Origin of the sequence: Flagellimonas yonaguniensis (assembly GCF_029193885.1) — a bacterium.
GTDB lineage: Bacteria > Bacteroidota > Bacteroidia > Flavobacteriales > Flavobacteriaceae > Flagellimonas > Flagellimonas yonaguniensis.
Map to the genome: position 1 here is coordinate 384,535 of NZ_JARFVB010000002.1, position 23,825 is coordinate 408,359.

At 42.0% G+C, this 23,825-nt stretch carries 26 protein-coding genes; 13 read left to right on the forward strand and 13 right to left on the reverse strand.

What is annotated here, in order from left to right; all coding sequences use genetic code 11:
* Positions 1 to 188 precede the first annotated feature (188 nt).
* Complete coding sequence (locus tag PY092_RS06115; protein WP_275614958.1) at positions 189 to 1,013, forward strand: thymidylate synthase; 825 nt, start codon at positions 189 to 191, stop codon at positions 1,011 to 1,013.
* Between the two features lie 23 nt (positions 1,014 to 1,036).
* The gene (locus PY092_RS06120; protein WP_275614959.1) at positions 1,037 to 1,693 is read left to right on the forward strand and encodes an HAD family hydrolase; all 657 of its coding nucleotides are present in this window, start codon (positions 1,037 to 1,039) and stop codon (positions 1,691 to 1,693) included.
* Between the two features lie 167 nt (positions 1,694 to 1,860).
* On the opposite strand, the gene PY092_RS06125 is transcribed toward PY092_RS06120, so the two are convergent.
* Entirely contained in the window at positions 1,861 to 2,049 is a 189-nt protein-coding gene (locus tag PY092_RS06125; protein ID WP_275614960.1) for a hypothetical protein, read from the reverse strand.
* A 252-nt stretch (positions 2,050 to 2,301) separates the two neighbouring features.
* On the opposite strand from PY092_RS06125, the gene PY092_RS06130 reads away from it, so the two are divergent.
* The gene (locus PY092_RS06130; RefSeq protein WP_275614961.1) at positions 2,302 to 2,727 is read left to right on the forward strand and encodes a Dabb family protein; all 426 of its coding nucleotides are present in this window, start codon (positions 2,302 to 2,304) and stop codon (positions 2,725 to 2,727) included.
* A 159-nt stretch (positions 2,728 to 2,886) separates the two neighbouring features.
* Here the strand turns inward: PY092_RS06130 and PY092_RS06135 are convergent, their stop codons facing one another.
* A complete protein-coding gene (locus tag PY092_RS06135; protein ID WP_275614962.1) occupies positions 2,887 to 3,183 on the reverse strand; it encodes an isoamylase early set domain-containing protein in 297 nt (98 codons plus the stop codon).
* Positions 3,184 to 3,327: 144 nt separating this feature from the next.
* Positions 3,328 to 4,419 carry an aminotransferase class V-fold PLP-dependent enzyme gene (locus PY092_RS06140; protein WP_275614963.1) on the reverse strand — a complete coding sequence of 364 codons (1,092 nt, stop codon included), beginning with the start codon at positions 4,417 to 4,419 and terminating at the stop codon, positions 3,328 to 3,330.
* Between the two features lie 54 nt (positions 4,420 to 4,473).
* On the opposite strand from PY092_RS06140, the gene PY092_RS06145 reads away from it, so the two are divergent.
* Positions 4,474 to 4,866 carry a 2TM domain-containing protein gene (locus PY092_RS06145; protein WP_275614964.1) on the forward strand — a complete coding sequence of 131 codons (393 nt, stop codon included), beginning with the start codon at positions 4,474 to 4,476 and terminating at the stop codon, positions 4,864 to 4,866.
* Positions 4,863 to 5,354 (forward strand): dihydrofolate reductase, encoded by a 492-nt coding sequence (locus tag PY092_RS06150; protein WP_275614965.1) that lies wholly within the window; start codon positions 4,863 to 4,865, stop codon positions 5,352 to 5,354. The genes PY092_RS06145 and PY092_RS06150 overlap by 4 nt, the downstream gene beginning before the upstream one ends.
* A 42-nt stretch (positions 5,355 to 5,396) precedes the next feature.
* On the opposite strand, the gene murI is transcribed toward PY092_RS06150, so the two are convergent.
* From murI to PY092_RS06190, 8 genes are all read right to left on the reverse strand, one after another.
* The gene (murI, locus tag PY092_RS06155) at positions 5,397 to 6,176 is read right to left on the reverse strand and encodes a glutamate racemase (RefSeq protein WP_275614966.1); all 780 of its coding nucleotides are present in this window, start codon (positions 6,174 to 6,176) and stop codon (positions 5,397 to 5,399) included.
* 85 nt (positions 6,177 to 6,261) lie between these two features.
* Positions 6,262 to 6,771 (reverse strand): OmpH/Skp family outer membrane protein, encoded by a 510-nt coding sequence (locus PY092_RS06160; RefSeq protein ID WP_275614967.1) that lies wholly within the window; start codon positions 6,769 to 6,771, stop codon positions 6,262 to 6,264.
* Between the two features lie 48 nt (positions 6,772 to 6,819).
* The gene (locus PY092_RS06165; protein ID WP_275614968.1) at positions 6,820 to 7,641 is read right to left on the reverse strand and encodes an OmpH/Skp family outer membrane protein; all 822 of its coding nucleotides are present in this window, start codon (positions 7,639 to 7,641) and stop codon (positions 6,820 to 6,822) included.
* 98 nt (positions 7,642 to 7,739) lie between these two features.
* Positions 7,740 to 10,403 carry an outer membrane protein assembly factor BamA gene (gene bamA / locus PY092_RS06170; RefSeq protein ID WP_275614969.1) on the reverse strand — a complete coding sequence of 888 codons (2,664 nt, stop codon included), beginning with the start codon at positions 10,401 to 10,403 and terminating at the stop codon, positions 7,740 to 7,742.
* Complete coding sequence (locus tag PY092_RS06175; RefSeq protein WP_275614970.1) at positions 10,375 to 11,115, reverse strand: isoprenyl transferase; 741 nt, start codon at positions 11,113 to 11,115, stop codon at positions 10,375 to 10,377. Before PY092_RS06175 ends, bamA begins: the two co-directional genes overlap by 29 nt.
* Position 11,116: 1 nt before the next feature.
* The gene (gene porG / locus PY092_RS06180) at positions 11,117 to 11,800 is read right to left on the reverse strand and encodes a type IX secretion system protein PorG (protein ID WP_275614971.1); all 684 of its coding nucleotides are present in this window, start codon (positions 11,798 to 11,800) and stop codon (positions 11,117 to 11,119) included.
* A gap of 112 nt (positions 11,801 to 11,912) precedes the next feature.
* A complete protein-coding gene (locus tag PY092_RS06185) occupies positions 11,913 to 12,794 on the reverse strand; it encodes an NAD kinase (RefSeq protein ID WP_275614972.1) in 882 nt (293 codons plus the stop codon).
* Position 12,795: 1 nt separating this feature from the next.
* Positions 12,796 to 13,452, reverse strand: a complete 657-nt coding sequence (locus PY092_RS06190) for a CBS domain-containing protein (protein WP_275614973.1) — start codon at positions 13,450 to 13,452, stop codon at positions 12,796 to 12,798.
* 86 nt (positions 13,453 to 13,538) lie between these two features.
* Between PY092_RS06190 and PY092_RS06195 the strand changes: the two genes are divergently transcribed.
* The 7 genes from PY092_RS06195 to clpX all read left to right on the forward strand — a co-directional run bounded on the left by PY092_RS06195 (position 13,539) and on the right by clpX (position 20,600).
* Positions 13,539 to 14,255: a pyridoxine 5'-phosphate synthase gene (locus PY092_RS06195; RefSeq protein ID WP_275614974.1), complete on the forward strand. Its 717-nt coding sequence runs from the start codon at positions 13,539 to 13,541 to the stop codon at positions 14,253 to 14,255.
* Positions 14,255 to 15,025 (forward strand): alpha/beta fold hydrolase, encoded by a 771-nt coding sequence (locus PY092_RS06200; RefSeq protein WP_275614975.1) that lies wholly within the window; start codon positions 14,255 to 14,257, stop codon positions 15,023 to 15,025. Before PY092_RS06195 ends, PY092_RS06200 begins: the two co-directional genes overlap by 1 nt.
* 137 nt (positions 15,026 to 15,162) lie before the next feature.
* Positions 15,163 to 16,665: an SGNH/GDSL hydrolase family protein gene (locus tag PY092_RS06205; RefSeq protein WP_275614976.1), complete on the forward strand. Its 1,503-nt coding sequence runs from the start codon at positions 15,163 to 15,165 to the stop codon at positions 16,663 to 16,665.
* 76 nt (positions 16,666 to 16,741) lie between these two features.
* Complete coding sequence (locus PY092_RS06210; protein ID WP_275614977.1) at positions 16,742 to 17,086, forward strand: phage holin family protein; 345 nt, start codon at positions 16,742 to 16,744, stop codon at positions 17,084 to 17,086.
* 99 nt (positions 17,087 to 17,185) lie between these two features.
* On the forward strand, positions 17,186 to 18,508 hold the full coding sequence (gene tig / locus PY092_RS06215) for a trigger factor (RefSeq protein ID WP_275614978.1): 1,323 nt from the start codon (positions 17,186 to 17,188) through the stop codon (positions 18,506 to 18,508).
* Positions 18,509 to 18,598: 90 nt separating this feature from the next.
* A complete protein-coding gene (gene clpP / locus PY092_RS06220; protein WP_275614979.1) occupies positions 18,599 to 19,276 on the forward strand; it encodes an ATP-dependent Clp endopeptidase proteolytic subunit ClpP in 678 nt (225 codons plus the stop codon).
* Between the two features lie 88 nt (positions 19,277 to 19,364).
* Positions 19,365 to 20,600, forward strand: a complete 1,236-nt coding sequence (gene clpX, locus PY092_RS06225) for an ATP-dependent Clp protease ATP-binding subunit ClpX (RefSeq protein ID WP_275614980.1) — start codon at positions 19,365 to 19,367, stop codon at positions 20,598 to 20,600.
* Here the strand turns inward: clpX and PY092_RS06230 are convergent, their stop codons facing one another.
* Both PY092_RS06230 and PY092_RS06235 read right to left on the reverse strand, forming a co-directional pair.
* Entirely contained in the window at positions 20,601 to 21,140 is a 540-nt protein-coding gene (locus PY092_RS06230; protein WP_275614981.1) for a hypothetical protein, read from the reverse strand.
* 178 nt (positions 21,141 to 21,318) lie between these two features.
* Positions 21,319 to 22,833 (reverse strand): GH3 auxin-responsive promoter family protein, encoded by a 1,515-nt coding sequence (locus PY092_RS06235; RefSeq protein WP_275614982.1) that lies wholly within the window; start codon positions 22,831 to 22,833, stop codon positions 21,319 to 21,321.
* A 98-nt stretch (positions 22,834 to 22,931) separates the two neighbouring features.
* Between PY092_RS06235 and PY092_RS06240 the strand changes: the two genes are divergently transcribed.
* Entirely contained in the window at positions 22,932 to 23,726 is a 795-nt protein-coding gene (locus PY092_RS06240; protein ID WP_275614983.1) for a DUF2797 domain-containing protein, read from the forward strand.
* Positions 23,727 to 23,825 lie beyond the last annotated feature (99 nt).

The following is a 23,825-nucleotide window of genomic DNA, read 5'->3' on the forward strand; positions in this document are numbered from 1 at the left end:
TAAACTCTTCATAAGTCTTTTGCCTTTTAGTTTCCAAAACACACTTATTGAAGTAATTTCGATGGATTGATTTTTTATCATATCGAGCGTAGTCGAGATATCTTAACTTTTTTCCGAAAATGATTTCTCGATACAATTTTCCGCCTGCGGAAAATCCTCGAAATGACTCTGATAACAGAACAGACAGCATGAAACAGTACCACGACCTTCTTAAACACGTATTGGAGCACGGGAACCAAAAAGGGGACCGCACAGGAACAGGAACCTTGAGTGTTTTTGGCTATCAAATGCGGTTCGACCTCTCCGAGGGCTTCCCTATGGTAACGACAAAAAAGCTGCACCTTAAATCTATTGTGCATGAACTTTTATGGTTTTTAAAGGGAGATACCAATATTGCCTACCTTCAGGAAAATGGAGTCCGAATTTGGAATGAGTGGGCCGATGAAAATGGGGATTTGGGCCCAGTTTATGGACATCAATGGCGCAATTGGAACAGCGAGGAAATCGACCAGATCAAGGAAGTGGTGGAAACCTTGAAAAACAACCCAAACAGCCGTAGAATGTTGGTTTCTGCATGGAATCCCAGTGTATTACCGGATACTTCGGTATCATTTTCCGAAAATGTGGCCAACGGAAAGGCGGCTCTACCACCCTGCCATGCCTTTTTCCAGTTTTATGTGGCCGATGGCAAATTATCCTGTCAATTGTACCAACGTAGTGCGGATATCTTTTTGGGGGTACCATTCAACATTGCTTCTTATGCGTTGTTTACCTTGATGATGGCCCAAGTCTGTGGCTACCAACCCGGGGAGTTCATCCACACCTTTGGTGATGCACATATTTACAACAACCACATGGAGCAGGTGGAACTGCAATTGAGCCGTAACCCTCGCCCCTTGCCCACCATGAAATTGAACCCTGAAGTAAAGGACATTTTTAACTTTACCTTTGATGATTTTGAGCTATTGAACTACGACCCGCACCCACATATCAAGGGGGTTGTGGCAGTGTAAAGACCTTATCAATTCACAATATCATGAAAAAAGGTGGAGTGATTTTTGACTTCAACGGCACATTGTTCTGGGATTCCGAACACCAAGAAAAATCTTGGGACGAATATCTAGCTGCACACAATATTCTCCTGACCAAAGAGCAAAAAAAAGAATACATCCACGGCAGAAACGGGAAGGACACCCTCGAAATTTTGTTTAAAAGGGAGTTGAGCGATGAAGAAGTCCACAACTATTCCGAAGAGAAGGAAGTCCTGTACCGCAATGAGTGCCTTAAGCATAAAATGGTACTGGCGCCAGGAGCACTGGACCTTCTGAATTATTTGAAAGCAAACAACATCCCCATGGCCATTGCCACAGCCTCGGGAAAATCGAATGTGGACTTTTTTATTGACAAATTCAACCTGTTGGATTATTTTGCTGAAGACCATATTGTGTACAATGATGGCACCGTAAAAGGAAAACCAAACCCTGACCTATTCGACCGGGCCATTGAAAGGCTAGGTGTGGACAAAGCAGGCTCCATTATTTTTGAGGACTCCCATTCAGGGATACAGGCAGCTCTTAATTGCAAAGTGGGACATGTGGTCATTGTAAACTCCACCAATTCCGATTACTCCAGCTTTGAACTCCCTATCATAACCCATTTTGATGCATTTGATAGGGGTGTTTTAAAATTTTGATTGCCTATTGGATTGAAAATACCCAGCTAGCGTGAGCCCCTTGGCTCGTGACCAGTATAACTTCTCAAAACCTTACTAATTCAATAATGGAACGAGCGTAACGCCTGTCTGCCGACAAAGGCAGGCTCGCACCAGAAATAGGCTTGAAATCAAAATTTTCGAAGTAATCATTTTCTTAGCTCCAAAGTTATCTTTCTTAAAGCAGTAACAACATTTCGCAAATCCTCTTTGGAAAAAACACCCTCCTCTACATAAAAAAGCATTTCAACACCCAAATCCAAAACTTCGGCCAGCTCATTTGGCGAAGAATAAACATCTTCAAACAAGTCCGAAAATTTTCTATCGCTTTGTGTCATGCTTCAAATCTAATCAACCCCAACGGATAAAGCGTCATAACAAATTATGACCTTGGTTGACCAAAACCAATACATACACAAAAAGGCAAATGGTCATGCTGAACTTGTTTCAACATCTCATCAAATTATAACAACCCTTCTGAGACCCTGAAACAAGTTCAGGGTGACGCTAAAGGCTAAGGGAATAATAGAAACAAGATTAATCTATCCAAAATCGTACATTTGACTCAAATCAATGTTAACCCATAAGCCATGAAACCCACCATCATCGGAATATTCGCCACACTATTATTTGCCAGTTGTGGTGAACAACCAAAAAAGGAAGCCTCCGAAAAACAGACAGCAAGCACGGAAAAATCAGAAGAAACAACAGCACCTCAACTCCGCCATGTGGTATTGTTCAAATTCAAGGAGAATTCTTCCGAAGAAGATATACAGCAAGTGGAAGAGGCTTTCAACGCCCTGCCATCCAAAATTTCCGAAATAAAAGGATATGAATGGGGCAAGAACAACAGCCCAGAAAACCTGAACAAAGGACTTACCCATTGTTTCTTTTTAACTTTTAACAGCGAAGCCGATCGCGATACGTACCTTACCCACCCCGACCATGTAGCCTTTGGCGACGTTGCAGGGCCGCACATTGCGGATGTAACCGTTGTGGATTATTGGACAAAGTGAATTTTGAGAGCGTCATGCTGAACTCGTTTCAGCATCTCATCAAATTATGTCAAAAGTTTATGAGACCCTGAAACAAGTTCAGGGCAAAGGATAATAATAAATCAAAGGAAAAGGGAATCCGCCATCAGCTTTGGGGCTCACTCATGGCGGACAGTGTTTTTATACTTCCAATACGGCGTTCTCGGTGCCCGCATAATCGTTCCATTGGTAACGGTCAGCCTCGGAGTCATTGGTGTAATTGCCGTCGATCAAGTATCTAAACTCGTAGCTGTTCTCCACGGGTAGGTCAAACGTTCCCTTAAAGGTGCCGTTCTTCAATTTCTTCAAGCTGCTCTTTTTAGGGTTCCATTTATTGAAGTCCCCCACTACAGCAACCGTTTTGGCCTCGTCCGCAGGAACTGTGAAAGTTACTTTGCAAACAGGCTTGCTCTTTAGGTATTGTTTTTTAATTGCCATGGTACCAAAAATTTTAATTTCAGTACAAAACAATACATAAAACCATTTATTTACAATAAGTTAGAATCGATTTATCAATTTGATAAAATCCACCTAACCCCAAGATCACTTTTAGTAAATAAAATCAATGTTTTTTACCAATTATTAGTTTGAAGCCCAGCGTTTTAAAAGTGTTGCAACAACATCTACTTCTTCTTCGGTATTGTAAAAATGAAAGCTCAACCGAATACCTCCGCCCCGTGGTGATGCCACTACATTTTCCCCGGTGAGTTTATTGAAGAGCTTCTCGTCTCCCTTAACATTGAAGATGGTGCTGTGCTGCTTTCTTTTGGTGATAGCGGGCTGCAACAAATCGAGCTCGGTAAAGACTGTCATTGCTTTTTTGGAGAGCTTTTGGAGTTGTGCCTGCACATTGTCCAAACCTATTTCATCCAGAAATTTGACCGCAAACTCCAAGCTTCCAAAATTGAGGGAATCCAAATGGCCCGGTTCCAAAAACTTACAAAAAGTGATGTTGTTCCGTTTGGAGGCATCATTGTCCACAGAGCCATTTCCGATACCCCGAAGCTCGAACTGCTCCATCACTTCGTCTTTTACCAGAAAAAAACCGTTCCCGTAACCGGCCAGCATCCATTTGTAGGCACTGGTTCCCAAGATATCGATTCCTGAAGCTTCAAAATCAAAAGGCTCTGTTCCACAATATTGGGTACCATCGGCCAGAATCATCAGGTTGGGAAACTCCTTTTTCAAATCTTTCAAAAAATCAAAGTCGATACGGACCCCATCTACCCATTGCACCAAACTGAGTGCAAGTACTTCAATATCGCCTTTTTTTACCTTGGCATGGATATTTTCTTCCATATGTTCATCGGCATCCACATAGTCCCGCTTAAAATTCCGGGTCTCGAATGGCCAGTTGACACTTGGATAATCCTTATTTACGAGCAATACCTTTTTATCCTTGGGCAATCCTTCCAAGAGCAGGTTGAATCCCAAACTGAAATTTGGGACCAAGGCCACATTTTCCGCTTTGCAATTGAAAAACCTCCCAACGGTCTTCTTGATCTCGGGCATGTGGGCAAAACCTTTGTTCTTGATTTCACTTCCGCCAATAAGGTAATCGAGGTCGTGCCCTTGGCGCCACTCCATCAAATCTTCGCTCAACAGCCCTGCGGATGCGGTATTGGCGTATACGGATTGATTAAGGGCTGGAAATTTTTTTCTTAGATTTTGCATGTCGGGATTTTTGGATACAATTCAGTTATCTTTGTTGATAAAGATAGCCATTCCATGTTGTCATTTGGTAAAAAGAAGAAGTCGGAAATAGATTTGGAGCAGCACGAACTTTTGGAGAATGCCCATAAGCGCATCAAACAAAAGAAAGGGCTGTTCTCCCACTTTGTCATTTTTTTGATCGGCAGTATTTTTTTGATTCTTGCCAACAAGGTCCTCAAGTACGGGGAAGGGTACGATTGGTCCTTTTGGATCGTATTGGCCTGGGTCTTTTTATTGGTCCTGCATCTGTTCAATGTGTTTGTGACCCACAAATTCATGGGGCAAAATTGGGAGCGTCAGCAACGTGAGCGATTGGTAAGGCTTCAAAAAGAACGGATTGGCGAAATCCAAAAGGAAATAGAAACGGACTTTCCTCTTTCCAAAATCAATAAAAAAAAAGATCAATGAGAAAATTGATCATTATTGCGGCCGCGGCCGAAAACAATGCCCTTGGCAAGGACAACGACTTGGTGTGGCATTTGCCTGATGATTTCAAACGCTTTAAAAACTTGACCTCGGGACACAAGATCATCATGGGCAGAAAGACATTGGAGAGCTTTCCGAAACCATTGCCCAACCGAACCCATATTGCCATCACACGGGACGAGGATTATACCCCAAAGTTTCCTTGCACCATTGTACATTCATTGGCGGATGCCATTGGTCTGGTGAAAGACAACGAAACGGCTTTCATCATCGGAGGCGGGGAAATCTACAAACAGTCCATGGACCGTGCCACGGATATTGAATTGACAAGGGTTCACGGCACTTTTGAAGCGGACGCTTTTTTTCCGGAAATCGATGATGACCAATGGAAATTGGTAAACGAGGAACATCATCCAAAGGATGATAGACATCAATATGACTTTACATATCTGACTTACCGAAGAAAATAGGTTTTGGATTCCCGTTTTCACGGGAATGACAGTTTCATTCTATTAGAAATCCAGATAAAAGACTTTCGCGGAGGGCCGATCGATTAAATCTTCAATAACCGCTATATTGGCATTGGTATAAAAGATATGTTCGGGTTGTACATTCCTATCTGAAAGCAGGCTGTTTTGCTCCAAAATAGCTTTGGTTTGTCTCGCCACGGCCTCGCCCGAATCTATGATGTTAATATGTTCTGGCAATATGTCTTTCAAAACGGGTATCAGGTACGGGTAATGGGTACATCCGAGTACCAGACAATCCATATTTTGATCAAGCATGGGCTGTAAGAAACCGATCAATAGCTCTTTCATCTCATCAGATTGGATTTTACCTGCTTCTATAAGCTCCACCAATCTTTTTCCTTCCTGTTCCAATATGGTGATTCCTTCAGCATACAGTTTGGACGTATTGTGGAACAAGCTACTGGAGAGGGTACCCTTGGTGGCCAAAACCCCAATTTTTTTGGTTTTGGTATGCAATGCGGCAGGTTTTATGGCGGGCTCGATTCCTATAAATGGCACATCGTAATGGGAACGAAGGTAGTCAATAGCGTTTGTTGTGGCGGTATTACATGCCACTAGAATGATTTTACAGCCACGACCGAGCAGAAACTCTGTGTTCTTGATGCTGAGCCGTTGTATTTCCTCTTTTGACTTTTCGCCATAAGGGGCGTTGGCACTATCGGCCAGATAAATGGTGTTTTCGCGAGGAAGCATCTTTGCCACTTCTTTCCAAATGGATGTACCCCCTACTCCTGAATCAAAAATGCCTATTGGTTTTTGCATGATTAAAAATAGTGCCTTGAATTTTTATGGCATAAAAAAACCGCTTTTAATAAAAGCGGTTTTTTGAATATTGTAAAATCATGGTTTAGAAACCAAGCTCTTGCTTTACAGCTGGCAAAAGATCTTTTCCTTTGGCCACGATCAAGCTTAATCCTGGGCTGGCATCGATTACATACTCATACCCTTCGGCCGCTGCCACTTTTTCAATAGCTGCTTTGGCTTTTTCCGAGATAGGAGCGAACAACTCTTGCTGTTTCTTTTGCATATCCTGCATAGCCTTTTGTTGTGCTTCTTCAATGTTTTTCTCAAATCCTTGAAGCTCTACGGCTCTTTGCTCGTTTTCTTCCCTTGTTTTGGAAGTGGCTTCATTTTGGTATTGTGTATACTTGTTTTGAAGCTCTGTCATGGAGCCTTGAATATCCGCTTGATAAGTTTCCTGTAATTTCTTCAATTCAGCTTGTGCAGCCTTCATCTCCGGCATTTCAGACAATAGTTGCTGTACATTGATATGTGCAACCTTGCTCTGTGCATTTACAAAACCCGTAGCCGCAACAAACAATACTAGGGCTACAGCAATCCTTTTTACATTTTTCATGATTCTCAACGTTACTTTTTGACTTTAAATTTAGTGTTTCAATATAATCTATCCTATTGAATCCTTTTGTTGTTCTTGCGCTTTTTTTCGTTCTTCCAATTTGGCTTTTCTCTTGGCTTCGCGCTCTTCCAATAATTTTTTTCTTCGTTCTTCGTATGCTTTCTTACGCTCTTCGCGTTCTTTCAACTTATCCTCTCTTCGTTCCTCTGCTGCCTTTTCCCGTTCCTCTTGGGCTTCAGCTGCTTGTTCCTGTCTTTCCTTAAGCGCATCACTGATCTGGTCTTCTTCCTCTTTGAACTGCTCTAGACGGCTTTGTTCCTGTTGTTTTTTGTTGGATGCACTGATTTTTCTGGTGCGTCCTATCTCCCTTAAGACCAAGTCACTGATATCGTGTCTTTTTTCGGAATACAACATTACAACATCTGCGGATTTATCAAAAATAAAATCGTATCTTTTATTGGCCCCGATTTTTTGTACTTCATTGAACACTTGATCCTGTATGGGCTGTATCAAAACTTGTTTTTGGAGTACCAAATCCCCTTGTGGTCCAAAACGGTCTTGCTGGTAGTCCAACATTTCCTTTTCAAGCAACTGGATTTCCTCTTCACGTTCCAAAATAAGCTCGTCCGTCAACAAAACCTTTTCTGCCATCAGATCTTTTTTCATTTGTTCGATGACGCTTTGCTTCAGCTCGATTTCCTGCTTCCATTTTTGGGCCTTGGCATTCAACTGTTCAGTAGCATCCCTGTACTCCTCCACATTTTCGAGGATATATTCCATATCCACATATCCTATGCGCACTCCTCGTTGGGAAAACCCATAAAGGGACGACATCAAAACAACTACTGATAAAAGAACTTTGGTATTCATCTTTGATTCCGCATTTTACATAGAAAATATCGTGCCAAAATTACTAATTTATTTAAAATGAATTATTTACAAATTAGCAATACACGATTTTCCATAAATTAAAACTGCTGCCCGATGATGAAGTGCGTTTGCCATCCACTTGGTCCCACCGATCCTGGACGGGCATCTGTATCGAAGCCATAACCAAAATCAATTCCCAAGAGTCCGAATGCCGGCATAAAAATACGTAGCCCCACTCCGGCAGATCTTTTTAACTCAAACGGATTATAGTCATTAAAATTGTTGAAGGCGTTACCTGCTTCCAAAAATGTCAGTGCATATATGGAAGCTGTTGGCTTTAAAGTAAGTGGATAACGCATTTCCAATGAGAATTTATTGTAAATGGTTCCTCCATCTTGTTCCAGATTATTTGTAATTGGGTTGGTACTGTATGGAGTCAACGATTGGTTTTCATATCCACGTAACTGTACCACATCCCTACCGTCCAAGGTAAAGTTACCTAAACCGTCGCCCCCAACGTAGAAGCGCTCAAAAGGCACATTACCAATATCATGGTTATAAGCTCCCAAGAATCCAAACTCGGCATTGGTGCGCAAAGTAAGCTTGCCCACTATGGCCTGGTACCAGTCTCCTTTGAACTTTACCTTATAATATTCCAGTAACTTAAAGCGCTCTTCTTCCATCCGTTCCAGATCATCACTCAACTGATTAAATTCCAGCTGCTCCTCTGTCGAACCAGGCTCTCCTATGTCGTAAAGCCTTTGGGTAGTTTCATCAATATCGTCTTTCAACTGTCCGTAATCTTTACTGCTGAAAAGCGAGTATGGCGGGGTAAACTTTGCAGTCAACTCAAAGTTGGAACCGGAAGTTGGGAAAATTCTGCTCGGTCCTTGGGAACTTCTAGAGATACCAAATGTATAACTCAAGGAGTTGGAACTACCATTACCGAAATTGAACAGTCCACTGTTGTAGTTGTCAAAATCATACAACTGATAGCTCAAGGAATGTGAAATAGTGAAGAAATCATCCGGCCATTGCACCCTTTTTGCCAAACCAGCAGAAACTCCTGTAATGGCAAAACCCCTGGACTTATCCACATCCAATCTTCCGTTACTATCGTAACTGGTACCAAATTGTTGTGTTCTTGATAAGGACAGGTTGAACCTTACCGGTTTTTTACCTCCTAACCAAGGTTCGGAGAAATTCAAGCTATATACCCTAAAGGTTCTACTGGCCTGCAAACGCAATGCAAATGTTTGACCATCCCCCATGGGTACGGGTGTATAAGCTTCTTTGTTAAAGATGTTCCTAAGGGAAAAGTTACTGAAGGAAAGTCCCAATGTACCTATGAAACCTCCTCCTCCAAAACCTCCTTGGAGCTCAATTTGGCTGGAGCCGGATTCGACCAAGCTATAATTTACGTCAACCGTTCCTTCATTCGCGTTTGGATTTTGAATGTCCGGTACTATTTGTTCTGCATCGAAGAAGCCAAGTTGACCCAATTCCCTAATCGTCCTTACGATATTGGACTTGCTGTATTTTTGGCCAGGCCTGGTTCGTATTTCTCTGTAGATCACATGATCATTGGTCTTGTCGTTACCCGAAACGGTCACATGATCCAAAAAGGTCTCTTTTCCCTCAATGATCCTTATCTCAAAATCGATGGTATCGTTTACTGCGGAAACCTCAACAGGATTGATGGTTGAGAACAGATACCCGTTATTCTGATAAAGATTGGTCAAGTCCTGCGCATCAGGATCGGAAGCATCTGCTATACGTTCTTTGAGCAGCACGCCGTTATAGGTATCCCCTTTTTTGATGCCCAAATATTGGCTCAACATCCTATCGGTGTATACAGTGTTACCAACAAAATCAATGTTACCAAAATAGTATCTATCCCCTTCTTCCACCTTAATGGTCAAGTCAATGTTCTTATCGTCCAGTTTCACAAAAGTATCCGATAATATCCTAGCATCCCTGTACCCTCTTTCCGCATAGGCATCAATCAGGTTATCCAAATCTTCTTCGTAGTCGGCTTCAATGTATTTTGACTTTTTCCAGAAACGATAGATTTTTTTCTTCTTTGTGTTTTTAAGGGATTTTCTCAGTCTTTTGTTGGACAGCTTTTCGTTGCCGACAAAGTTGATATTCTTGATTTTGACCTTATCCCCCTTGTTCACATTGATGACCATGTTCTGTACATTGGCACCAGTGGTATCCGCAGCAGTGGCGATGTTCACCTTGGCATTCAAGAACCCTTGTTTTTTATACTTGTTCTGAAGGTAGTTCTTGGTATTGGCTATTAAACTCTCCGTTATTTTCTTTCCTTTTTTCAGGTCGGTGTCATCTATGATATCCTCAACCTTTCTTTTCTTAACACCGTAAACCGTAACATTGTTCAAGGTTGGGCGCTCAGTGATGTTCAGTTCCAAAAATATCTTGTCGTCCTCGATTTTGGTGTAATACATTTCCACATTACTGAACAAGTCGAGATTCCATAACTTTTTGATCACAGCACTTATTTCATCGCCGGGCACCTTGATCGGCTGACCTACACGCAAACCAGTGTAGCTCTTCACGGTTTGTTCATTGTAGCTCTGTAGACCTGTTACGGTCAACCCTCCCAAAATGTATTGCTTGCCTTCTTCAAAATCGGTTTCCTGGGCAATACCGTGGGTTGAAAATAAAAATAGTGGGATAATAAGGGCGGTAAGTATGGAATTTGTGATACCCTTAGTTAAGTTGTTCGCTCGTTTTTCCAAATCGTCGTTCTCTATTTTGGTAACTTAATATGGCCTCTACCAAATGGTTTTCTCTAAAGTCGGGCCAAAATACATCAATAAAATATAATTCGGCGTATGCAATCTGCCAAAGTAGAAAATTACTTATCCTGCATTCGCCACTGGTACGGATAAGCAGGTCTACATCAGGCAAAAAGTGCGCGTAAAGATGTGTATTTATAACTGTTTCATCAATATTTTCGGGGGAAATTATGTTATTTTTAACTTTGACCGCAATCTCCTGAACCGCTGTTTTTATCTCCTCCCGTGAGCCGTAGCTCAATGCCAGCGTAAGGGTCATCCCTGAATTGTTCTCGGTTTTTGACATCACTTCGGTAAGCTCTTTATAGACTTTTTTGGGCAATGTTTCGATCTTACCGATGGCCTTTAACCTAATATTATGCTTGTTCAGGGTTTTCAATTCCCTTTTCAACGCGTTGACCAAAAGCCTCATCAAGGTATCTATCTCAGTCTTTGGGCGGTTCCAATTTTCTGTGGAAAAGGCATAAAGTGTCAAAAAAGGAATCTGGAGTTTGGCACAGCTCTCCACAGTTTGGTTCACGGATTCCACTCCGTTCTCGTGCCCGAACATACGTATTTTGCCACGCTGTTTGGCCCATCTTCCATTACCATCCATGATGATGGCCACGTGTTGTGGTAGTTTTTCTTTGTCTACGTCCTCTAGTGTGTGCATTTTATTGAAAACAATCCTGGCAGGGCTTACGTCCAAAGGTATAGGTCAATGTTATACCTGAAAAAACGTACCAGTCGTCGCTCAATATATTCCCGAATCGGAATTGCTCAAAATTGGAACCTTCTGGGTTACTTGCGTCCAAATTGTCCGTAAAAGTATATCTGGCCCCAATTTCGGCCCCTAGAATCAAGAATTGATTTAAACGATACTTAGCCCCAACCGTCATTGGAATTGCAAAACTACCTTCTTTTTGGTTAATATCCTGCATCTGAAGGGCATCAATATAATTAAAATCGTATCTAAAGTAGGTTACACCCGTGTACAAGTAAGGCGTGAAGGCGGGTCCGAGCTTATGAAGATTGTACTCGACAAAGTTGATTTCCAGTCCAGCGGAGAACTCCAAGATGGAATTATCGACCACATACCCCCTTTGTTGCCTGGACTGCATGTGGGATTTGGTATCGTCCGCGGTAACGTCACCATAAAGGACACTGGCCCTCCAAGCATAGCGTTTCCCTTTGTTCCATTTAAATATTCCTCCAAAGGCAGGGCCAGAAGGTAAAATGTAATTGGTCCTTCCCACATCACCTATCATATTGGCACCACCGGCAAACACTCCTATCTCGTAGGTCTGTGCATTTACCTTGATCACACAGCATAGAAAAACTGCCAAAACTATCCGCATACTATCCAAAAAGTTTCAAGAATTAAGAGTAAAGGAAGGTCTATAGATTTATATTTAGAGTTGCTCTCCCTTGTTAAACAGTTTTTCGTTCCTTTTATTGTTTTTGATGGTATCAATTACGTCTATCCTCTCCCCAAAGTAATTTGTTGCGCAAGGTTTTCAAGAAGCTTTCGGATTTGTACTCGATCATTTTGATGGTAAAGTCCGCTTTTTTGATGCGAATCTCCTTACCGTTCGGAATATCGGCAATCCGAGAATCCAGGGACACCAAATGGGTCCGCTCCCTACCTGAAACCTTCAGTCTAATTTGAGTTTTATCGGAAATCACCAAAGGGCGGGCATTTAGATTGTGCGGCGCAATGGGTGTGAGCACTAATGATTCTGCCGAAGGAGCAATGACCGGACCGCCACAACTCAAGGAATAGCCTGTTGAGCCTGTTGGGGTGGAAACAATTAGTCCATCGGACCAGTAGGAGGTCAAATATTCATCGTCCAGCCAAGTTTCCACGGTAATCATGGAAGTGGTATCCTTGCGACTCACCGTAATTTCGTTCAGGGCAAAATTGATTCCACGGAATTCATCCAGTTCGGAATCCAGTTCCACCTCTACCAATGTCCTTTCTTCAATGGTATAATGACCAGCTTCAAATTCAGTAACCAGTTTTCGGACGTTCTCCTTTTTAAAAGTGGACAAAAATCCCAAACGACCCGTATTGACACCAACAATGGGAATATCGTAGTCCTTTATATATGTAACGGCTCGCAACATGGTACCATCGCCGCCAAAACTCACGAACATATCAAAAGAGGAATCCAATCCTTTGGATTGGGTAAATGTTCCCTTTACTTGTTCTTCGGTAATTGTAGCAACAAGTTCATTGAAGTTCTCCTCCACATAAACACTAGCATCCAACTTCTTCAATTCGTCCAAAAGCTCCTCCACGCAGAGCTGGTCCTCCTTCTGAAAGGACTGACCGTAAATGGCTACCTTCATACTAAACATTAAGATATTTTTCCAGATAGTCGGAACGTTGCTTCAAATCTTCCAAGAACTGGTCGTCGCTGTTCCCAAACACAATGGTGTAGTTGTATCTCCTAAACGTCTGTGCCACCTCGTTCAAGCTCTGTGTTCCAACTTTCAAGGTAATCTCCACGATATCGTTCTGTGAATCGGTAATGAAGGCACCCAACAAGCGGGCATTGTTTCCTTCCACAATTTGGGCAATCTCACTAAAGGAATAATCCTTGATTCCAATGGAAACCACCAGAATGGCTCCTGGCTCCCTAAAGAAAGGTGTATCGATAAATACGTCCACCACATCCTCAAGATCGTAATAACCAATAATCAAACGGTCTTCATCCAAAACAGGCAACACATTGGCCTCGTTTCTAGAGAACATTTCCAGCACATCCAACCAAGCGGTTTCCTTGGTCACAAAAAAGTCCTCCATTTCAAACCTGAAATCGTCAACTTTTTTTTCGGGTTCGAAACAGGCCAGGTCGTTTTCGGAAAGCAATCCCAAATATGTACCGTTCTCGGTCACTCCAACATGGGAAAATGTGGTCTCTTCAAAAAATTTGATCACATCTTTCAAAGTTTCCGACACTTCAAAAACGGGAACTGTGCTGATTATTTTGTCTTGAATCTGCATAACAACTCTATTAGGTGCAAAATACTAATTTAAAATGGCAAAAGGCATGCCGAATTCTTATTTTTGACATTCTAAAAAAGAACCACATGACAAAGTTAAGTGTCAACATAAATAAACTGGCAACTTTACGAAATTCGAGGGGTGGCAATGTGCCCAACCTGATCACTTCCACCAAGGACATCGAATCCTTCGGTGCACAGGGCATCACAATACACCCAAGACCGGACGAAAGACATATTCGTTACCAAGATGCGCGGGACCTCAAAAAAGTGGTTACCACAGAATTCAATATTGAGGGCAATCCTGTTCCAAAATTTATCGATTTGGTGCTCGAAGTAAAGCCCACGCAGGTTACCTTGGTGCCCGATGCCGAAGATGCCATTACCTCCAACGCTGGCTGGGACACCATAAAGCACAGGGACTTTTTGGTTGACGTCATCAAAACCTTTAAGGAAAACGGCATCCGAACTTCAATTTTTGTGGACCCCGACATGGAAATGGTAAAAGGGGCAGCAGAAACGGGAACCGACCGCGTGGAACTCTATACTGAAAGTTTTGCCGATGAATTTGCCAAAGGTAACAAGGAAGGTGGTATTGCTCCGTTTGTTGAGGCAGCCAAAATGGCACACGAAGTTGGTCTTGGTCTCAATGCAGGGCACGACCTTAGTTTGGAAAACATCAAATTTTTCAAAGAACACATTCCACACCTTTTGGAAGTCTCCATAGGACATGCTTTAATCTGCGAGTCCATATATCTAGGTCTCGAAAATGTGGTGAACATGTACTTACACCGATTGAAATAATGGAGATACTGCATTCAAAAATATTGGGCGAAGGGCAACCTTTCATCATACTGCATGGATTTTTGGGCATGTCCGACAATTGGAAAACCCTTGGCACCCAATATTCCGAAAATGGATTTCAAGTTCATTTGATAGATCAGCGCAACCACGGAAAAAGTTTTCATTCCGAAGAGTTCAATTATGACATATTGAGCGATGATGTCATCAACTACATGAACCATCATAATCTAGATTCCGCCTTTGTGATGGGACACTCCATGGGAGGCAAAACGTCCATGCAATTGGCTACTTCCCATCCGGATAGGGTAACTAAATTGATCGTAGCAGATATCGCCCCAAAATATTATCCCCCACATCACGATTTCATCTTCAATGGTCTTTCCCACTTGGATTTTGACCAAATTTCAGACAGGCGTGAAGCTGACGATGAATTGTCCAAATATATTAAGGACAGAGGAATTCGACAGTTTTTGCTCAAAAACCTCTATTGGGTGGAAAAAGAAAAGCTGGGGTTCCGTTTCAACTTTGACGTGCTCAAAAACCGCATGGAAGAAATTGGCGAAAATATATTCCCAAATGCCATTTATAATGGCCCTACCCTGTTTTTGCGTGGCGACCGTTCGGAATACATCCAACCCAACGACTTTGCCGAAATCAAAAGACACTTCCCCAATGTCCAAATTGAAACCATTGATAAGGCTGGACATTGGCTACATGCAGAAAATCCAAAACAGTTTTTCGAGAAGAGTTTCAACTTTCTGAATTCTTAAAATTCACCCCTTTTTATTATGCATGCATAATTTTTTTACCCATTTAATTGTCTGTATGACAAATTTGATATAGATTTGGTTAATTCAGATTCTTACCATAAGAATTAACATAAACTAACTATAACAGATTTTTTGATATGAAAAAGTTTTATGCCCTACTCCCATTTCTAGGCTTACTCTTGATTGCATGCGAAGATGACACCCCAATAACCGAAACACCGGACCCAGACCCAGTGGAATACACTTCAGGAACAGCTGATTTTTCCAATTACGTAGCCATTGGAAACTCATTGACAGCTGGTTTTTCCGACAATGCCTTATTTGAAGACGGGCAAGAAGCGTCCTTTCCAAACATGCTGGCCGCAAACTTTGCTCTTGCGGGAGGTGGAAGTTTCGAGATTCCATTTATGGCGGACAATCTTGGAGGAATGACACTTGGAGGAACCCCAATAGCAGGCAATAGATTGATATTGTCCTTTTTGGGCGAAAGTCCAAGTCCAGTTGAAGTTATAGGCCAAGGCACCACGGAAGTTTCAAACAAACTAACAGGAACATACAACAACATGGGTGTACCTGGAGCCAAAAGTTACGAATTGTTAGCACCTGGATACGGTAGCTTGGCCGGTGTGGCCATGGGAACCGCCAATCCATACTTTGCCCGGTTTTCATCTTCAGAATCCGCAACGGTAATCGGAGATGCCGCCGCTCAGGGCCCCACATTTTTTACCTTATGGGCTGGCGCAAACGATATTTTGGTATACGCTACTGGCGGTGGAACAGGAGTTGACCAAGCAGGCAACCTAGACCCAAGCACCTACTCCAGAAACGATATTACCGACCCAAATGTTTTTGCAGGATCTTTGGACGCCATGCTTCAAGCCATGACAGCAAACGGTGCAGATGGAGCCATTGCCAATTTGCCCAATGTGACCGACATACCCTATTTTACAACGGTACCACACAACCCCATTCCTTTGGATGAAGCTACAGCTGCCTTTTTGAACAGCGCAGACGCTTATGGTGCATACAACGCTGGTTTGGCCCAATTACAACAATTGAATATCATAACAGAGGATGAGTTGGCAGCTAGAACCATCTCTTTTGCCCCAGGGGAAGGAAATGCGGTGGTTATCATGGATGAAGACCTGACAGATTTGACAGGGTTCAACCCTGCACTGACCAATATGAGACAAGCCACCGAAAAAGACCTCTTGGTACTCACAGCAAGTTCTTTCATAGGAACACTTGCCGACCCTAACAATCCTACATCAATCAATGGAGTTGCCGTCCCTTTAGCAGACCAATGGGTATTGACACCAGACGAGCAAGACCTTGTGGAAACAGCACTTGAATCATACAACCAAACCATTGCTGGTTTGGCCGCAGCTTACGATTTGGCGTTTGTGGATGCAAATGCATTATTGGCCGAGCTAAACGCCAATGGGTTCCAACAAGCCGATGGCAGTATCGTGGATGCCACATTTGCCACAGGTGGAGGATTCTCTTTGGATGGAGTTCACCCAGCACCAAGAGGATATGCCATAGTAGCCAACGCCTTCATTGAGACTATCAACGCAAAATATAATTCGAATTTGCCCGGAGTCAATCCTTTGGATTACACTGGACTATATATTGACTAAACAAACATAATTTTTCTTTATCTTAAAGGCACCGAAATTCGGTGCCTTTTTATTTATAAAATCAATTAGTCAACCTATGAAACTCATTCTAAGATTATTGTTGAATGCACTTGCAGTTGTAATACTGAGCTACGTATTGCCCGGAGTCGGTGTCGATTCCATGTTTACCGCTATAATCGTAGCCGTAGTCCTCAGCTTGCTCAACTTTTTGGTAAAACCAATCTTGGTCATCTTTACCTTGCCCATTACCATCCTTACCCTAGGACTCTTCCTTTTGGTCATCAATGCCATCATTATTCTTTTGGCAGCGAATTTGATTGATGGTTTCCATGTGACCAGTTTTTGGTGGGCCATTATTTTCAGCCTGTTGCTCTCTTTTTTACAAGCCATTTTGCATTCCATTTTAAAGGAAGATCAGTAGAAATCATATGGTTTGAAAGTCAAGGGTTTAAAAACTTGGCAGCAAATCAAAAAAGAGTTACTTTTGCATCCCATTTTTAGAAAGCAAATTAGGTAGGAAATGAATATAACCAAAGAGCAGATTGACGATCTTAATGCAGTAGTAAAGGTTGCCATAAGCAAAGAAGACTATCAGGACAAAGTAGAGAAAATCCTAAAGGATTACAGAAAGCAGGCCAATATTCCTGGTTTCAGAAAAGGACAGGTTCCCATGGGACTTATCAAAAAGCAGTATGGCAAGGCCGTTTTGGTGGATGAAGTGAACAAATTGCTCCAAGACAATCTGAACAAATACCTTACCGAAGAAAAATTGGATGTTTTGGGAAATCCTCTTCCCAAACAACAGGACGATTTTGACTGGGATAAGGACAATTTGGATTTCGAATTCGAGTTGGGATTGGCACCAAGCTTTGACGTTAACCTGAAGACCAAAAAAGCCGTTACCCAATACAAAATCGTGGCCGATAAAAAAATGATCGAGGAGCAAGTGGAGCGTATTCAAAAGCAATACGGGAAATTGATTTCCAAGACCGAAGTGGGCAACAAAGATGAGATTACCGGCTTCTTTGCCAATGAAGAGGAAGAAATCGACCACAAGACCACCATTGAAGTGGACAAAATCAAGAGCAAAAAAGCTGTTGATGCACTTGTAGGAAAAAAAGTTGGCGACACTGTTACCTTGAACACAAAAGGACTTTTCAAAGAAGATTACCTGTTACCTAGCGCCTTGGGGATAGCAAAGGACAAAGCTGATGGCTTAAAAATCGATGTTATCTTCACTATTGAAGAAATCAACGAAAGAGAACCCGCAGTTTTGGAGCAAGAACTCTTCGATAAATTGTTCGGAGAAGGGAACGTTTCTTCAGAAAAAGAATTGAAGGACAAGATCAAGGAAGATTCAGAAAAACAGTTCGAGCAGCAGTCCGATCAAAAATTGTTGAACGACATTACTGAAAAATTGATCGATGAGACCAAATTCGAGCTTCCTTCCGAGTTTTTGAAAAAGTGGATCCAGATCAGTGGAGAAAACCCATTGACAGAGGATGAAGCCAAAGAAGAGTTTGAAAAATCCGAAAAAGGACTTCGTTACCAATTGATCGAGGGCAAGATCATCCAAGAAAACGAACTTCAGGTTCAGTTTGATGAATTGAAGGAGTTCGCCAAAGGATTCATCAAATCACAAATGGCACAATACGGCCACATAGACCCCAAAGAAGAAGAATTGGAGAATGTTGCCGCTAGGGTAATGAGCAATCAGGACGAGGTAAAAAGATTGTCCGAACAATTGATGAGCCAAAAACTTTTGGACCTCTACAAAGAAAAGGCCAACCTTAAGGTAAAGGAAGTCTCCTATGACGACTTCATCAAGGAAGCATACAGCTAAGGTTTCGCTAAAAGAAAATTAAGTATCTTTACGGTGCCGAAAAGCTAATTTTTCGGCACCTTTTTTTTAAGATAAATCGAGTCAAATCCTATGGATTACGGAAAAGAATTCAAAAAATACGCTACCCAACATCATGGTATCAACAGCATGTACTATGATAAACTCATGAGTACCATGTACCCCATGAACATGACCCCGAACATCATTGAGGAAAGGCAATTGAATGCCGTTGCCATGGATGTTTTCTCCAGATTGATGATGGACAGAATCATTTTTATGGGAACGGGCATCAACGATCAAGTGGCCAATATTGTGCAGGCACAATTACTTTTCTTGGAAAGCGCCGATGCCACCAAGGATATCCAAATCTACATCAATTCGCCGGGCGGAAGTGTGTATGCAGGTTTGGGCATTTACGACACCATGCAATTTATAAAACCCGACGTCGCCACTATTTGTACAGGTATAGCAGCTTCAATGGCGGCCGTGTTGCTTTGTGCGGGACAAGAAGGCAAACGTAGTGGACTGCCCCATTCCAGGGTAATGATCCACCAACCCCTTTCCGGAGCACAAGGCCAGGCCAGCGATATTGAAATAGCAGCACAAGAAGTCCTTAAGATCAAAGGTGAGCTTTATGAGATCATTTCAAAACATTCCGGACAATCGTACGACAAGGTCTACGAAGACAGTGATCGTGATTTCTGGATGAAAGCCCCTGAGGCCAAAGCCTATGGAATGATTGATGAAATATTGGAAAGAGAAAAGTAAAAACAACTGCAATAGATTAAAAAACAACCACTTAATGCAGAACAAATCCATTTTTTTTGCGTTATTGTTGGTTGAAGATTAGAATTATATGGCAAAGGAAAATTTGGAATGTTCTTTTTGTGGTAGAAAAAAGCCGGAAACCAATTTATTGATCGCCGGTTTGGATGCGCACATTTGCGATAGATGTATAGAACAGGCTCATAGCATAGTAGCCGAGGAGTCCAAACAATCCAAAAACCAAGATCTGTCCTCCGAATTGGTCTTAAAAAAACCCATGGAGATCCACGATTTCTTGGATACTTTTGTGATTGGTCAGGAAAGAACTAAAAAAGTAATGTCCGTAGCGGTGTACAACCACTACAAGAGATTGTTGCAGCCCAAAGGCAAGGATGACGATATCGAAATCCAAAAAAGTAACATCGTAATGGTTGGGCAAACGGGTACGGGTAAAACCCTTATCGCAAAGACCATTGCCAAAATGTTGAACGTGCCATTGGCCATAGTGGATGCCACCGTTTTAACTGAAGCAGGTTATGTGGGCGAAGATGTGGAAAGTATCCTTACACGTCTGCTACAAGCTGCCGACTACAATTTGGAAAAAGCGGAGCGTGGTATTGTTTTTATTGATGAAATAGACAAAATCGCCCGTAAAAGCGACAACCCATCAATTACCCGTGATGTTTCCGGAGAAGGAGTTCAGCAAGGACTTTTGAAGCTCTTGGAAGGAACCACTGTGAACGTGCCACCTAAAGGTGGCCGAAAACATCCCGATCAAAAATTCATCGAGGTCAACACCGAAAACATTCTGTTTGTGGCAGGTGGCGCTTTTGATGGTATCGAACGCATCATTACCAAACGTTTGAACATGCAAGCTGTGGGGTACAGTGCCTCCAAAGCCGAAGAGAATCTAGATCAGGAGAATATCCTTCAATACATCATCCCTAAGGATTTGAAGGAATTTGGTCTTATCCCCGAAATTATAGGAAGGCTACCTGTGCTTACGCACATGAACCCTTTGGATGCCAAGACACTCCGTGCCATTCTTACTGAACCGAAGAACGCCATCATCAAACAGTACGAAAAACTGTTTGCCATGGATGACATCAAGTTCTCCATTACCGATCAGGCATTGGACTATATCGTTGAAAAAGCAGTGGAATACAAACTTGGTGCACGTGGATTACGCTCGTTGTGCGAAGCCGTGTTCACGGATGCCATGTTTACTTTACCGAGTAGTGAAGAAACGGAATTTAAGGTAACCAAAGGTTACGCTGAGAAAAAACTCTCTTACGAAACAGTGAAAAAACTAAAAGCAGTCTCTTAATTAGACTGCTTTTTTAGTTACTTTTTCCAATAACTCCAGACTTACTTTGGAGATTATATTCTCATCCGAATACAGGGTATGCCCAAAATTTGGAACAATTCTTAAATCGGCCCCAACAGTTTTGGCCCATTTCAATCCAGGTTTGGATTTATCGCACTCCCCATAGATCAATTCCACATCTGAAGGCACCGTTTCATTTTCATTTTCGATTCCAATAGCGGAAATGGACGTAACGGATTTAGCTGGCAAACCTTTTAATAAGGCTTTAAACGCTACCGTACCTCCTATGCCAAATGCCAAATAGTGGGCGGGTTCAGTCTCTTTATTGACAAGGTTGGAGACCGCACTGTCCAGTCCCCCTTCCTTAAAGGCATTATCAATATTTTCTTCAGAGAAGATGGATACATCAACATTGCCCAACTGTTGACAATCGTGGAAAACAATATCGTAGTATTGCTGCAGGTAGCCAAAATAAGAAGCTATCCAAAGCCCCTTTTTTGCGCCCCACTTATCTGAAATTACAACAAGTTTTTCTGCCATGATTTTAATGGTTTTGTGTTTTTACAAAAAGATTTGATAGGGGAAAGTTCCATAATTAACGAAGTAAAACCTTTTTTATTTGTTCAAAAGAAACGTTTTCACGATAAATGGATATAATTTACGAAAACGTTTTCGTAAAGTTAGGACAAAAGACCTTTTTTTACGATAATCTTCCTTGTTAAAGAGTGTTCATGCTGAGAAGTTCCTCTAAACAATCCCTATCATTGGACAGTCGAGGTATCTTATGCTGTCCGCCCAATTTATTTTTGGACTTGAGCCAATGGTGGAACAAATTCTCGCGTGCCACATGAACTTTGGGCATCTTTAAGGTAATGTTGTTGTAGCGTTTGGCCTCGTAATCCGAATTAAGTGCCTTGAGCGCATTGTCCAACATTTCGGTAAAATAGGCGATGTCTTCTGGCAACTTTCTAAACTCAATGATCCATTCGTGTGCGCCTTTCTCCTTGCCTGTCATAAAAATGGGAGCAGCAGTATAATCCATGATTTCCGCCTCGGTTTTCAGACAGACTTGTTTCAACGCTTCTTCCGCATTTTCAATGATCAGCTCTTCGCCAAACACATTGATATGGTGTTTGGTGCGTCCCGTGATTTTGATTCGATATGGGCTTTTGGATGTAAATCGGATGGTATCCCCGATTTTATAACGCCACAAGCCTGCATTGGTGGTAATGATCATGGCGTAGTTGACCCCCAATTGAACCTCCCAAAGTGGAATCGCCTGGTCTCCTTCCCCATTCGCATCAATTGGGATGAACTCATAAAAAATGCCGTAGTCCAACATCAACAACAACTCATCGGAATTGTTTTGATCCTGAATCCCGAAGAATCCTTCTGAAGCATTATAGGTCTCGTAAAAATTGAACTTTTTTCGGGGCAATAGTTTCTTATACTGATTCTTGTACGGAGTAAAACTTACCCCTCCATGGAAATAAACCTCCAAGTTTTCCCAAATCTCAAACAGATGGTTCTTACCTGTTTTCTCCAAAACCTGATTAAGCAATACCAACATCCAAGATGGAACTCCAGCCAAACTAGTCACATTCTCACGTATACTTTCCTCAATAATGGCCTCTAATTTGGATTCCCATTCGGTCATCAGGGAGACTTTGTTACTGGGTGTACTGCTATATTCCGCCCACAGCGGCATATTATCTATCAATATGGCGGAAAGGTCTCCGAAAAATGTCCCATTGTCCTCGTAGAGTTCCTTGCTACCTCCCAACCTCAAACTTTTTCCTGTGAACAATTGTGAATTTTCGTTGTTGTTCAGGTAGAGGCACAACAAGTCTTTGCTGGATTTATAATGGCAATCCTCCAAGGCTTCCGTACTAACGGGTATAAACTTGCTCTTGGCATTGGTGGTCCCACTGCTCTTGGCAAACCATTTTATGGTCGTAGGCCAGAACAAATTCTGTTCACCCCTTCGCGTTCGCTCAATGAGTGGAGCTATTTCCTCGTAGGTCACAATGGGGACCCTGCTCCTGAATTCTTCGTACTTGGGCAAGTCCTGAAAACCATATTGTTTTCCTATCATGGTATCTTTGGAAAAATCCATAAGTTGGCGCAATACCTCATCCTGCACATCCAATGGGTACTTCAAAAAAAGCTCTATTTGATGATAGCGCTTTCTTAATAACCAAGAAGCAATGGAGTTGAATAATGGTATTGGCATTTTAGGTATATTTAACCAAAGAAAGTTAGCTTGGCGTAACTGCTAAAATAACTTTTCTGACACTCATTTTCAAATAAGATAAACACATTCATTTTAATATGCTGTACGAAGGAGTCCTGAAAAAGATGCGAACGGAAATTGGAAACCCCATCCAATACTTTTTGGTTTTTGATAACGATTTCATCAATATGAATCAAGGGCTGAACAAGGAACTTCAGATAGATTTCATCAAATATCAATGTTTGAACTGCGGGGAGGACAAGCCTATCTATAGACAAGGGTTTTGTAAATCCTGCTTTTTTGAAACACCACGAGCAGGTGATTGGATCATGAAACCGGAACTGAGCACCGCCCATTTGGACAAAGAGGACCGCGACCTTGAGTTTGAGAAAAAAATGCAACTACAGCCGCACATTGTGTATTTGGCCAATTCGAGCAATATAAAAGTAGGAGTCACAAGAAAATCACAAGTGCCCACACGTTGGATAGATCAAGGGGCACACGAAGCCATAGAGATTGTAGAGGTACCCAATCGATATTTGGCAGGTATCACTGAGGTGGCGCTGAAAGAATTTGTAAGCGACAAGACCAGTTGGCAGAAAATGCTCAAAAACGACCTAGAGGATGTGGATTTGGTGGAATGGCGCAACAAATTAAAGGCCAATATTCCAGATGAGGCCATCGATTATTATTTGGATGACAGGGAAGAGACCCATTTACAATTTCCGGTATTGAAATATCCAGAAAAAGTAAAAAGCCTCAACTTGGACAAGACACCGAGCTATAATGGAGTACTCAAGGGCATTAAGGGACAATATCTCATTTTTGAGGACAACACGGTATTCAACATCAGGGGAAGTGAAGGGTATTATGTAGGCATTGACATTAAATAATCGGTCATTCAAAGTCACAACGCCCCTATTTTTCACTGAAAAGTCTTATTTTAAGGGAGTTATACTTTCCTGATGATAAAGTCGGTCATGTTTTTTTGG

What these genes read in the sequence shown, in the direction of transcription:
- PY092_RS06115 (WP_275614958.1), top strand. Translation starts at nt 189, where the DNA reads ATGAAACAGTACCACGACCTTCTTAAACACGTATTGGAGCACGGGAAC.
- PY092_RS06120 (WP_275614959.1), top strand. Translation starts at nt 1,037, where the DNA reads ATGAAAAAAGGTGGAGTGATTTTTGACTTCAACGGCACATTGTTCTGG.
- PY092_RS06125 (WP_275614960.1), bottom strand. Translation starts at nt 2,049, where the DNA reads ATGACACAAAGCGATAGAAAATTTTCGGACTTGTTTGAAGATGTTTAT.
- PY092_RS06130 (WP_275614961.1), top strand. Translation starts at nt 2,302, where the DNA reads ATGAAACCCACCATCATCGGAATATTCGCCACACTATTATTTGCCAGT.
- PY092_RS06135 (WP_275614962.1), bottom strand. Translation starts at nt 3,183, where the DNA reads ATGGCAATTAAAAAACAATACCTAAAGAGCAAGCCTGTTTGCAAAGTA.
- PY092_RS06140 (WP_275614963.1), bottom strand. Translation starts at nt 4,419, where the DNA reads ATGCAAAATCTAAGAAAAAAATTTCCAGCCCTTAATCAATCCGTATAC.
- PY092_RS06145 (WP_275614964.1), top strand. Translation starts at nt 4,474, where the DNA reads ATGTTGTCATTTGGTAAAAAGAAGAAGTCGGAAATAGATTTGGAGCAG.
- PY092_RS06150 (WP_275614965.1), top strand. Translation starts at nt 4,863, where the DNA reads ATGAGAAAATTGATCATTATTGCGGCCGCGGCCGAAAACAATGCCCTT.
- murI (WP_275614966.1), bottom strand. Translation starts at nt 6,176, where the DNA reads ATGCAAAAACCAATAGGCATTTTTGATTCAGGAGTAGGGGGTACATCC.
- PY092_RS06160 (WP_275614967.1), bottom strand. Translation starts at nt 6,771, where the DNA reads ATGAAAAATGTAAAAAGGATTGCTGTAGCCCTAGTATTGTTTGTTGCG.
- PY092_RS06165 (WP_275614968.1), bottom strand. Translation starts at nt 7,641, where the DNA reads ATGAATACCAAAGTTCTTTTATCAGTAGTTGTTTTGATGTCGTCCCTT.
- PY092_RS06175 (WP_275614970.1), bottom strand. Translation starts at nt 11,115, where the DNA reads ATGCACACACTAGAGGACGTAGACAAAGAAAAACTACCACAACACGTG.
- porG (WP_275614971.1), bottom strand. Translation starts at nt 11,800, where the DNA reads ATGCGGATAGTTTTGGCAGTTTTTCTATGCTGTGTGATCAAGGTAAAT.
- PY092_RS06185 (WP_275614972.1), bottom strand. Translation starts at nt 12,794, where the DNA reads ATGAAGGTAGCCATTTACGGTCAGTCCTTTCAGAAGGAGGACCAGCTC.
- PY092_RS06190 (WP_275614973.1), bottom strand. Translation starts at nt 13,452, where the DNA reads ATGCAGATTCAAGACAAAATAATCAGCACAGTTCCCGTTTTTGAAGTG.
- PY092_RS06195 (WP_275614974.1), top strand. Translation starts at nt 13,539, where the DNA reads ATGACAAAGTTAAGTGTCAACATAAATAAACTGGCAACTTTACGAAAT.
- PY092_RS06200 (WP_275614975.1), top strand. Translation starts at nt 14,255, where the DNA reads ATGGAGATACTGCATTCAAAAATATTGGGCGAAGGGCAACCTTTCATC.
- PY092_RS06205 (WP_275614976.1), top strand. Translation starts at nt 15,163, where the DNA reads ATGAAAAAGTTTTATGCCCTACTCCCATTTCTAGGCTTACTCTTGATT.
- PY092_RS06210 (WP_275614977.1), top strand. Translation starts at nt 16,742, where the DNA reads ATGAAACTCATTCTAAGATTATTGTTGAATGCACTTGCAGTTGTAATA.
- tig (WP_275614978.1), top strand. Translation starts at nt 17,186, where the DNA reads ATGAATATAACCAAAGAGCAGATTGACGATCTTAATGCAGTAGTAAAG.
- clpP (WP_275614979.1), top strand. Translation starts at nt 18,599, where the DNA reads ATGGATTACGGAAAAGAATTCAAAAAATACGCTACCCAACATCATGGT.
- clpX (WP_275614980.1), top strand. Translation starts at nt 19,365, where the DNA reads ATGGCAAAGGAAAATTTGGAATGTTCTTTTTGTGGTAGAAAAAAGCCG.
- PY092_RS06230 (WP_275614981.1), bottom strand. Translation starts at nt 21,140, where the DNA reads ATGGCAGAAAAACTTGTTGTAATTTCAGATAAGTGGGGCGCAAAAAAG.
- PY092_RS06235 (WP_275614982.1), bottom strand. Translation starts at nt 22,833, where the DNA reads ATGCCAATACCATTATTCAACTCCATTGCTTCTTGGTTATTAAGAAAG.
- PY092_RS06240 (WP_275614983.1), top strand. Translation starts at nt 22,932, where the DNA reads ATGCTGTACGAAGGAGTCCTGAAAAAGATGCGAACGGAAATTGGAAAC.